At 74.9% G+C, this 10,977-nt stretch carries 7 protein-coding genes; 6 read left to right on the top strand and 1 reads right to left on the bottom strand.

The features are described from left to right. The first annotated feature begins 144 nt into the window (after positions 1-144). The 3 genes from ACFV61_RS31225 to ACFV61_RS31215 all read left to right on the top strand — a co-directional run bounded on the left by ACFV61_RS31225 (position 145) and on the right by ACFV61_RS31215 (position 4,239). Positions 145-1,050 (top strand): TIGR01777 family oxidoreductase, encoded by a 906-nt coding sequence (locus ACFV61_RS31225; protein WP_363372099.1) that lies wholly within the window; start codon positions 145-147, stop codon positions 1,048-1,050. A gap of 450 nt (positions 1,051-1,500) precedes the next feature. After that, on the top strand, positions 1,501-2,832 hold the full coding sequence (locus tag ACFV61_RS31220) for an NAD(P)/FAD-dependent oxidoreductase (RefSeq protein ID WP_380495265.1): 1,332 nt from the start codon (positions 1,501-1,503) through the stop codon (positions 2,830-2,832). 183 nt (positions 2,833-3,015) lie between these two features. Further along, complete coding sequence (locus ACFV61_RS31215) at positions 3,016-4,239, top strand: cation:proton antiporter (protein WP_063347315.1); 1,224 nt, start codon at positions 3,016-3,018, stop codon at positions 4,237-4,239. A gap of 180 nt (positions 4,240-4,419) precedes the next feature. Here ACFV61_RS31215 and ACFV61_RS31210 read toward each other — a convergent pair whose 3' ends face one another. Then, a complete protein-coding gene (locus ACFV61_RS31210) occupies positions 4,420-6,324 on the bottom strand; it encodes a regulator (RefSeq protein WP_380495263.1) in 1,905 nt (634 codons plus the stop codon). A gap of 310 nt (positions 6,325-6,634) precedes the next feature. Between ACFV61_RS31210 and ACFV61_RS31205 the strand changes: the two genes are divergently transcribed. From ACFV61_RS31205 to ACFV61_RS31195, 3 genes are all read left to right on the top strand, one after another. Further along, entirely contained in the window at positions 6,635-7,396 is a 762-nt protein-coding gene (locus ACFV61_RS31205; RefSeq protein WP_380495261.1) for a 3-hydroxybutyrate dehydrogenase, read from the top strand. Positions 7,397-7,581: 185 nt separating this feature from the next. Then, positions 7,582-8,949 carry an MFS transporter gene (locus tag ACFV61_RS31200; protein ID WP_063347317.1) on the top strand — a complete coding sequence of 456 codons (1,368 nt, stop codon included), beginning with the start codon at positions 7,582-7,584 and terminating at the stop codon, positions 8,947-8,949. 59 nt (positions 8,950-9,008) lie between these two features. Continuing rightward, entirely contained in the window at positions 9,009-10,916 is a 1,908-nt protein-coding gene (locus tag ACFV61_RS31195; protein WP_380495259.1) for a helix-turn-helix domain-containing protein, read from the top strand. The last annotated feature ends 61 nt before the right edge of the window (positions 10,917-10,977 follow it).

Here is a 10,977-nt window from a genome sequence, read left to right as displayed (position 1 = left end):
AGACCGCCAAGCCCTACCGCTGGACCTACGAGGGCACCCCACTCAAAGCAGCCTGATCAACACCCCTCCACGAACTTCCGCGGAGCAGCACTAGTGAGGCGCATGCCGACATGACAGGGCTTTGGGAACTGGGAGGATGGACGCATGCGCATCGCTGTCACAGGCTCCACGGGATTGATCGGCTCGGCTCTCGTCCGCTCCCTGCTGGCGGACGGCCACGAGGTGGTCCGGCTGGTCCGGCGCCGCTCCAGGACGGGCCCGCAGCCCGACGGCAGCACGGCCATCGGCTGGAACCCGCTGCTCGGCCAGGTCGAGCAGGACGGGCTGGCCGGGGTCGAGGCGGTCGTGCACCTGGCCGGCGCCGGGGTCGGCGACCACCGCTGGACGGACGCCTACAAGCGGGAGATCCGGGAGAGCCGGGCACTCGGCACCGAGACGCTGGCCGTCGCACTGGCCGCGCTCAAGGAGCCGCCCCGGGTGCTGGTCAGCGCCTCCGCCGTCGGCTGGTACGGGCAGACCGGCGACCGGGTGATCGACGAGGACTCCCCCGCCGGCGACGACTTCCTGGCCGAGGTCTGCGTGGAGTGGGAGGCGGCCGCGCGGCCGGCCGAGCTGGCCGGCATCCGGGTCGTCCACCCGCGCACCGGGATGGTGCTGTCCGCGGCCGGCGGGGCCGGCGCGCGGCTGTTCCCGCTGTTCAAGCTGGGGTTGGGCGGGCGGCTCGGCGACGGGCGGCAGTACTGGAGCTTCATCTCGCTGGCCGACCAGGTCGCCGCGCTGCGGTTCCTGATCGACCGGGACGACCTCTCCGGCGCCGTCAACCTCACCGCGCCCGATCCCGTCACCAACGCCGAGCTGACGGCGGCGCTCGGGCGGGTGCTCCGGCGGCCGACCCCGTTCCCGGTGCCTGAGGCGGTGCTCAAGGTGGTGCTCGGCGAGCTGGCGGTCGAGGTGGTCGGCAGCCACCGGGTGGTGCCGCGGCGGCTGCTGGACGCGGGCTTCCGCTTCGCGCACCCGGACGTGGACGCGGCGGTGCGCGCGGCGCTGTAAGTGGCGCTGCGCGTGGCGGGTGGGGGCGGCCGGTGGCGCGGAACCCTGCCGTCCGCCGCGGGTTTCCGGCACGGGCTGCACGGCGGGGCTCCGGTACGTCCCGCTGCGTACGGCGGCTACGGCATTCGCGCTGGCCAGGGGCATATGCCGGGCGGAGATCGGGTGGGGGTCGGACGGGGCTCCGGGAGGGGGCGCATGGGAGCACACACCGGGCGCGTCGCACGCCCCCGGTGACCGTGCGCGCCCGCCAACCCCGGAACCCGGCCCCAACGGCGCACTGTCCGTGACCGCGCTCCCGCCCGGTGCCGCACGCCCCCTCTCGACCCTTGGATCGGGCCCGATGCGCTTGTCTGATGCTCACACTGACTGGGCATCACACCGTCGGACCGTGTCCCGGCACCCCGCTGCCTGCGTCGGCCGGAGCCCCGGGACCAGGGAGGGAGCACGCCAGTGCCCACATACGACTTCACCCGCCGCGCCCGCCGCCCGTCCGACCCTGACGTCATCGTCATCGGCGCCGGACTCGCCGGCCTGGCCGCCGCACGCACGCTCACCGGCCGCGGCCTCACCGTACAGATCCTTGAGGCCACGGACCGGATCGGCGGCCGGATGGCCACCCGCGAACTGGACGGATTCCGGCTCGACGACGGCAGCCACCTGCTGAACACCGCCTTCCCCGAACTCCGCCGCGTCCTCGACCTCGACCGCCTCGACCTGCGCCCGCTCGCCGCCGGAGTCCTCGTGCACAGCGGCGGCCGCCGCTACCGCACCGGGGACCCGCAGCTCACCACCGCCCGGCAGGCCGCCGCCCGCGCCCCACTCGGCAGCCCGCTGGACAAGGCCCGGCTCGGCAGCTGGCTCGGCCGGCTCGCCACCACCCCCGCCAGCCGGCTCAAGGCCCGCCCGGAGACCACCACCGCCCGCGCGCTGGCCGGCCACGGGCTCGCCCCGCGCACCCTCGACGGCTTCCTGCGGCCACTGCTCAGCGCGCTGCTCAGTGACCCCGCCCTCGGCACCAGCAGCCGGATCGCCGACCTGGTCCTGCGCTCCTACGCGCGCGGACGGCTCTGTCTGCCCGCCGACGGGATCGCGGCCGTGCCGGCCCAGCTGGCCACCACCCTGCCCGCCGGCACCGTACGCACCGGGGTGCAGGTCACCTCGATCACCGCCGACGGCGTGGAGACCGCCGCCCACGGGCGGATCGGCGCCCAGGCCGTCGTCCTCGCCACCGACGCCCGCTCCGCCGCCGAACTGCTGCCCGGGCTACGGCTGCCGGACTTCCACCCCGTCACGACCTTCTACCACGCGGCCGACCGCACCCCGCTGGGCGAAGCCGTCCTGCTGCTCGACGGCGACCGGCCCGGCGGGCAGCCGCCGCTGGTCTCGCACTCGCTGGTGCTCAGCGAACTGCACCCCTCCTACGCCCCCGCCGGACAGGCGCTGATCGCCACCACCGTGCTCGGGCGGCGTTCCTTCGACGCGGGCGGCCCGGCCGGACTGGAACCGGCGGTCCGGGCCCGGCTCGCCGAGCTCTACGGCGCCTCGACCACCGGCTGGCAGTTCCTGAACGTGCGGCACGTCCCGGACGCGCTGCCCGCGATGCCGCCGCCGCACAACCCCCGGCGCCCGGTGCGGGTGCTGGCCGGGCTGTACGTCGCCGGGGACCACCGGGACACCAGCACCGTGCAGGGCGCGCTGGTCTCCGGGCGGCGGGCCGCGCAGGCGGTGCTGCGCGACCTCGGCGTCCCGGCCAACGCCCGGGAGGCCGAGGTGGCGGCCTGAGCCCGTCGGGGTCGGCCCGGCGGGCGCCCGGCCTGGGTCCCGGCCCGGATCCCGGCCCGGCGGGCTTTCGGTCTGGCTCCCGGGACACGCTGACGGCCCGCCGGTGGGTGACGGACCGGCGGCATGCCAGGATGCCGACATGACCGCTCATCGGATGATTTACACCGTCCGGCCGGTTGCGCGGTGAGCGCCGCCGTCCAGCCGGTGGCCCTGATCCTGATCCCCGCCGCGGCCGTCGCCGCGCCGCTGCTCGCCGACCGCCTGCTGCGGTGGATCGCCGTCCCGACCGTCGTGTTCGAGATCCTGCTCGGCGTCCTGATCGGCCCCGACGTCCTGAACTGGGCGCGCGTCGACGACCTGGTCAACGCGCTCTCCCAGTTCGGCCTGGCCATGCTGATGTTCCTGGCCGGGTACGAGATCGACTTCGCCAAGCTGCGCGGCGGCCCGCTGAAACGGGCGGGCACCGCGTGGCTGGTCTCGCTCGTGGTGGCGCTCGGCGTGGGCGCGCTGGTCAACCGGGACCCGCTGAACGGCGCCTTCGCCGGGCTCGCGCTCACCACCACCGCCCTCGGAACCATCCTGCCGATCCTCCGCGACTCCGGCGAACTGCCCACCCCCTTCGGCTCGTTGGTGATGGCCACCGGGGCGGTCGGCGAGTTCGGGCCGATCATCGCGATCGCCATCCTGCTCAGCGGCAACTCCCCGGTCCGGACGGCCGTCATCCTCGGCGCCTTCGCGGTGATCACCGCCGTCGCGGTCCTCGGCGCACGCCGCCCCCGGCCCGCCTGGGCCACCCGGCTCATCGAGCGCACCCTGCGCACCTCCGGGCAGTTCGCCGTCCGGGCGGTGATCCTGGTGCTCGCCGTCATGGTGGCCGCCGCGATCTGGCTCGACCTGGACATGCTGCTCGGCGCCTTCACCGCCGGGATCGTCTCCCGGTTGCTGCTCTCCGACATCCGCCGGGCCGAGGAGGAGGTGATCGAGGCCAAGCTGGAGAGCATCGGCTTCGGTTTCCTGGTGCCGGTGTTCTTCGTGGTCAGCGGGATGAACTTCGACCTGTCCGCCCTGCTGGACGACCCCGGCACGATACTGCTCGTCCCGGTGTTCCTGCTGCTGCTCCTGGCCGTGCGCGGACTGCCCGCCGGGCTGCTCGCCCCGGCCGGACTCGGCCGGCGGGACCGCACGGCGCTCGGGCTCTACGGCGCGACGGCGCTGCCGCTGGTCGTGGTGATCACCACCATCGAGGTGGACGACGGCCACCTGCCGTCCTCGACAGCGGCCGCGCTGGTCGGCGCCGGCATGCTCTCGGTGCTGGTGTTCCCGCTGGTGGCGCAGCGGGTGCGCGGCGGCGTCCGGCCGCCCTCGCCGGAGGCCGGGCAGCCGCGCGTCCGGGCCGAGAGCTGGTGACCCGCTTCGCTCCCGCCCGTCGCCGAGGTGCTCGGAGCCGTCGCCGGGATGCTCCAGCCCGTCACCGGGGCGCCCGGAGCCGTCGCCGGGCGGATGGCCCTTCGGCCCGGGGCGGACCCGGGCCGGACGGGTTTCCAGGGCCGCCGGGGCTCGCCCGACCGGCCCCTCTACGACAGGTCCTCAGATCACGCCGGCCTGGCGGGCCGTCTCCTCGAAGGCACGGGCCACCGGACTGCCCCGGTAGGGGGTGAGGCGGCGGTGGAAGTCCCGGACGTACTCCAGCGAGCGGGCCGAGCGCATCTCCCCCGCCGCCCGCAGCGCGTCGGTGGCCATGGTGCAGGCCTCGTCGAGGTCCCCCATGCCGAGCCGGGCGGTGGCCAGCACCAGCCGGCAGAAGATCCGGCTGCGCGCGTAGGCGGGTGAGCGCAGCCGCAGCGACTTCTCGGCGTGCTGCGCGGAGGTGCGCCACTGCTGGAGGTCGCGGTAGCAGTGGGCGAACTCGTCGGAGAGCTGGGCCTCGTCGAAGTACCGCGCCCAGGAGGGCAGTTCGTCGCCGACCCGGGCCGCGGCCAGTGCCCGCTCGGAGCGCACCAGGGCGGTGGTGCAGGCCCGGACGTCGCCCAGCAGGCCGTGCCCGCGCGCCTCGGCGGTGTGCATCAGCGATTGGACCACCGGCGGCACGGCGGTACCCACGCCCTGCTGGGCGACCCGGGCCAGTTGGACGGCCTCCCGGCCGTGGCCCAGGTGGACGGCCTGCTGGCTCATCGTCACCAGGACGTACCCGCCGAGCGCCCGGTCCCCGGCAGCCTGGGACAGGCGCAGCGCCTGGACGAAGTAGCGCTGGGCGAGGCCGTGCGCGGCGATGTCGAAGGACGTCCAGCCTGCCAGCCTGGTCAGGTCGGCGACGGCGCCGAACAGCGCCCGGCCGATCTGCTCGCCGTAGCGGCCGCGCAGCATCGGCTCGGCCTCGCTCTCCAGGTAGCGGACCAGCGCCTGCCGGGCGTGCCCGCCGCCGTAGGCGTGATCGAGCGCCCGGAAGAGGTCGCCGACGGCGCGGATGGCGGCGATGTCGCCGCGGCCGACCCGCAGGGCGGGGCGCGACTCGCGGGCCGGTTCGGTGTACGGCGGCTCGACGGCGGTCGGCGGGCGCCGGCTCTGGGTGGGCACCCGGCCGATGGTGGGCCCGGCGGGGCCGGCCGCGCCCGGCACGGGGCGCATGCCGGGGGCCCCGTGGTGGGCCTGGCCGCGCGCCGGGCTCGGAGGGGGAGCGCCGGGCGCGGGGGGCACGCTCTGGGCGGGTGCGGCGGGTGCTCCGGATGCCGCCGTCACGGCGGATGCTGCGGTGCCGGCGGTACCGGCAGCGGCGGCGGACGGACCGGCGGGCGGACCGGTGGCGGCGTCGGGGCGGACCATCGTCGAGCCGTCCCGGGCGACGCGCTCGTCGGTGCGGCCGATCAGCCAGTCCCGGCTGGGGACGACCAGGCCCGCCGGGGTGAAGGCGATCCGGCGCAGTTCGGACTGCGGGCCGTTGTCCTTGCGCCACATGCTCGCCACGATGTCCACCGCCTCCTGCGGGGTCTCGGCGAACTCCAGGCCCGCGTATACCGGGGCGCAGGCGTCCAGGCCGAGGTCCTGGGCGGTGAGGCGGCGGCCGAGGCGGCGGGTGAAGACCTCGGCGATCAGCGCGGGGGTGGCGCCGCGGGGTTGCTGGCCGCGCAGCCAGCGGGTGACCGAGGTCTTGTCGTAGCGCAGGTCGAGGCCGTGTTCCAGGCCGAGCTGGTCGACCCGGCGGGCCAGGCCCGCGTGCGAGAAGCCGGCTTCCTCGATGAGCGCGGCGAGTTGGCCGTTCTGCGGGGACGGGCCGGAGTGCCCGGAGTGGCCGCCGACCGGCCCGGGCGCGGGGACGGCGGGTTCGTGCCGGTCGGTTGTGGCCTGCGCGGGCAGCCGCAGTTCGTCGGCGGTCGGGGCGTCGGCGGTCAGGGCGTCGGGGGCGTCCGGCAGGGTCCGGCCGACCGGGCCTCGGTGGTGGCCGAGCGGGTCGAGCGGTCCGTACGCCGGGCTGTCGGTTGCAGGCCGTTGGGGCATGTCAGTCAACACCTCTCGGACGTCGCACCGGGCTCTACCAGCACTTCGGCTGCCTGGGGCGGCGCCCCCTGTCGGGAATCGGCGTGAATGTAGCGAGCATTCGGGCGCTATGGGTGGATCTGACCGAGCAATCCTCCGAACGGGTGAAGCAATCGCGCCCATTGTGGGGAAGCGCGGGCGGCGCGGGTTTGGCCTTTCGCGGTCGAACCGTCGATCGACCATCATGGCGGTGAACACCACAGCCCACCGGGATGCTGTGGTGGACCACCACATGGGAGCCTGGCCCCCGGGTTTCCTAGCGTTCTCGGCCATGGACACCACTACAGCCCGCCCGCTCGACGGCCGGACGGCCCTGGTCACCGGGGCCGCCTCGGGCATCGGCCGGGCCTGTGCCGAGGCCTTCGCCGGGGCCGGCGCCCGGGTCTACGTCGTCGATCTCGCGACCGGTCCGGCCCGGGAGCTCGCCGAGCGGATCGGCGGCCACGCCGTCGTCGCGGACCTCGCCGACCCCGAGGCCGTGGAGACCCTGCCGGCCGACGCCGACATCGTGGTCAACAACGCCGGCCTCCAACACATCGCGCCCGTCCACGAGTTCCCGCCCGACCGCTTCACCCTCATCCAACGCGTCATGGTCGAGGCGCCGTTCCGCATCCTGCGCCGCACTCTCCCGCACATGTACGAGCGGGAGTGGGGCCGGGTGGTCAACATCTCCTCCGTCCACGGCCTGCGGGCCAGCGCCTTCAAGTCCGCCTACGTCACCGCCAAGCACGCGCTGGAGGGCCTCAGCAAGACCGTCGCCCTGGAGGGTGCCCCCTACGGCGTCACCAGCAACTGCATCAACCCGGGCTACGTCCGAACTGCCCTGGTGGAGAAGCAGATCGCGAGCCAGGCGCTCGCCCACGGCATCCGCGAGGACGAGGTCGTCGAGCAGATCATGCTCGAACGCGCGGCCGTCAAGCGTCTCATCGAACCCGAGGAGATCGCCCAACTCGCCCTCTGGCTCTGCTCCCCGCCCGCCTCCTACATCACCGGCGCCAGCCTCCCCGTCGACGGCGGCTGGACGGCGCACTGAGCGGCGGCACCTGGCCGCCCTCCCCAGGCCGACCCCCGGGACTATGTGGGCGGCCCACATAGTCCCGGGGAACGCGCCTCCCTACCTTGTGGCGACGTCCCTTGGGGCGGCGCCCCTTGTGGCGACATTCCTCGGGGCGACGCCTCTCGGGGCGACGCCCTCCCCCCGGCCCGGAAGTGGTGACCATGAACGCCTCCGCACCAGCCACGGCAGCCACCCGCTCACTCCCTCGGGTCGTGGCCGCCAGTCTCATCGGGACCACCATCGAGTGGTACGACTACTTCTTGTACGGAACAGCGGCCGCGCTGGTGTTCAACAAGCTGTTCTTCCCGAACACCGATCCGCTGACGGGGACGCTGCTGTCCTTCCTCACCTACGCGATCGGGTTCGCCGCGCGGCCGGTCGGGGCGCTGGTGTTCGGGCACTTCGGGGACCGGGTCGGGCGGAAGAAGCTGCTCGTCGTCAGCCTGCTGCTGATGGGCGGGTCGACCACGCTGATCGGGGTGCTGCCCACCTACAGCTCCATCGGGGCGGCGGCGCCGGTGCTGTTGACGGTGCTGCGCCTGGTGCAGGGCTTCGCGCTCGGCGGGGAGTGGGGCGGGGCGGTGCTGCTGGTGTCGGAGCACGGGGACCAGCGGCGGCGCGGGTTCTGGGCGTCGTGGCCGCAGGGCGGGGCGCCGGCCGGGAACCTGCTGGCGGCGGGGGTGCTGTCGCTGCTGACGGCGGTGCTGTCGGAGGACGCGTTCCTGTCGTGGGGGTGGCGGGTGCCGTTCCTGCTGTCGGCGGTGCTGGTCGGGGTCGGGCTGTGGATCCGGCTCGCGGTGGACGAGTCGCCGCTGTTCAAGCAGGCGCTGGCGGCCCAGCAGCAGCGGAAGACCGTCGAACAGCCGCCGCTGGTGGCGGTGTTGCGCAACCACTGGCGGGAGGTGCTGGTGGCGATGGGCGCACGGATGGCGGAGAACATCTCGTACTACGTGATGACCACGTTTGTGCTGACGTACGCCGTCACCCACGCGCACTTCTCCAAGCAGACCGCGCTGAACGCCGTACTGATCGGCTCGGCGATCCAGTTCGCGCTGATCCCGCTGTTCGGAGCGCTGTCCGACCGGGTCGGACGCAAACCGGTGTACCTGGTGGGCGCGGTCGGGGTGGGCATCTGGGCGTTCGTCTTCTTCGGGCTGGTGGACACCAGGTCGTTCGGACAGCTGGTGGTCGCGGTGACGGTCGGACTGGTCTTCCACAGCGCGATGTACGCACCGCAGGCGGCGTTCTTCTCCGAGCTGTTCGCCACCCGGATGCGGTACTCGGGCGCCTCGATCGGGGCCCAGTTCGCCTCGGTGGCCGCCGGAGCGCCCGCGCCGCTGATCGCGACCGCACTGCTCAAGGACTACGGCAACGCCACCCCGATCTCGGTGTACGTGGCGATCGCGGCGGCGATCACCGTGCTGGCGGTGCTGTGCGGGCGGGAGACCAGGGGCAGCGACCTGGCGGACGTCGAGGCGGCGGTGGAGGCGGAGGGCGCCGCCGTGGCGGCCAAGCCCGCCACCGCCTGACGGCCGAGCCGCTACGATCGCGCTTCCGCCGGACCCGACGCCGATTGGCGGCACGCACCATGAACCACCCTCACGAAAGCGCCGCGCCCGCGCTGCGGCGGCTGCTCGACCTGCTCGCCTCCGGCGCCGCCACCGAGGACTTCGCCGACGTGCTGGCCGACGCCCGCCGCCGCGGGGCGCCGGCCGCCGTCCTCGCCGATATCGACGACGCCACCTGGCAGGCCCTGCGGGTGCACCGCACACTGCGTCAACACCGGCGCCGGGAGACGGAGTTGACCGCCCTGTTCGACACCGCCGGGGACCTCGCCGCCTCCCGGGAGCTGGACACCGTGCTCCAGGCGATCGTCCGCCGCGCCCGGATGCTGCTCGGCACCGACACCGCGTACCTGACCCTGCCGGACGAGGCCGCGGGCGACACCTACATGCGGGTCACCGACGGCTCGGTCTCCGTCCTGTTCCAGACCCTGCGGCTCAGCCTCGGACACGGCCTGGGCGGCCTGGTCGCGCAGACCGCCCGCCCGTACGCCACCCCCGACTACCGCACCGACGAACGGTTCCACCACACCGGCACGATCGACGCGGGCGTGCTCGACGAGGGCCTGGTGGCGATCATCGGGGTGCCGCTGCTGCTCGGCGGCGAGGTCATCGGGGTGCTGTTCGCCGCCGACCGCTCGCCCCGCGCCTTCTCCCCCGACGAGGTGGCGCTGCTGTGCACGCTGGCCGCGCACGCCGCGATCGCCCTGGACACCGCCAAGTCGCTGGCCGACACCCGGGCCGCGCTCGCCGAACTGAACAGCGCCAACGAACTGGTCCGCGCCCACTCGGCCGCCGTCCAGCGCGCCGAGCAGGCGCACGACCGGCTCACCGACCTGGTGCTGCGCGGCGCCGAGGTGCCGGACGTCGCCGCCGCCGTCGCGACCCTGCTGGGCGGCGAGATAGCCGTCCTCGACGCCGAGGGCGAGCCGCTGGCCGGGCGGTCCGCACCCGCCGGCGAACTGGCGGAGGCGGTCGCCGCGTCCCGGGCCGAGGGGCGGTCCGTCCGGCACGGCGAGCTGTGGGTGTGCGCGGTGCTGGCCGGGCACGACGCGCTCGGCACCCTGGTGCTGCGCGGACGCCCCGGCCTCGACGACGCCGACCGGCGGCTGTTCGAGCGGGCCAGCGTGGTGACCGCGCTGCTCCTGCTGCTGCGCCGCTCGGTGGCCGAGACCGAGAACAGGGTCCGCGGCGAACTGCTCACCGACCTGCTCACCGCCCCCGACCGCGATCCGGCCGGGCTCACCGCGCGCGGCCGCCGGCTCGGCGTCGACCTCGCCCGCCCGCACCTGGTCCTGGTCGCCGAACCGGCCGAACCCGCCGGGCCCCCCCTCCCCGACCGCGGCCGGCTGGCCGGCGCCGCCCGGCGGTACCTGTTCGGCTCCCGGGGCGTCAGCGCCGAGCACGGCGAGGCGGTGGTGCTGCTGGTGCCGGAGGCCGGCGACCCGGAGGAGGCCGCACGGCAGGCCGCCGAGCGGCTGGCCCGGCTGGCCGGGTTCCCCGTCACCGTGGGCGCCGGCCGCCCGGCCGCCGGCCCGCCCGCGCTGGCCGCCTCGTACGCCGAGGGCCTGCGCTGCGTCCGGGCGCTGCGGGTGCTCGGCCGCGCCGGGGAGGGCGCCTCGGCCCGCGCGCTGGGCTTCCTCGGGGTGCTGCTCGGCGACGGGCACGACGTGGACGGCTTCGTCGGCTCGGCGCTCGGCCCGCTGCTCGCCTACGACGCCCGCCGCGGCACCGAACTGGTCCGCACCCTGCGCGCCTACTTCGACTGCGGCGGCAGCCTCACCCGCGCCAAGGACGAACTGCACGTCCACGTGAACACCGTCGTCCAACGGCTGGACCGGGTCGAGGCGCTGCTCGGCCCGGACTGGAACCACCCCGAGCGCTCGCTCGAACTCCAGCTGGCGCTGCGGCTGCAACTGCTGGCGGGGGGCTGAGCGGGTCCTTGCGGGCGCGGTCCCTACGGGCCGCCCGTGCGGGCGGTTCAGCCGTCCGTAC

Origin of the sequence: Kitasatospora sp. NPDC059817 (assembly GCF_042731835.1) — a bacterium.
Taxonomy (GTDB): domain Bacteria; phylum Actinomycetota; class Actinomycetes; order Streptomycetales; family Streptomycetaceae; genus Kitasatospora.
This window is presented reverse-complemented; position numbering and strand designations above follow the sequence as displayed.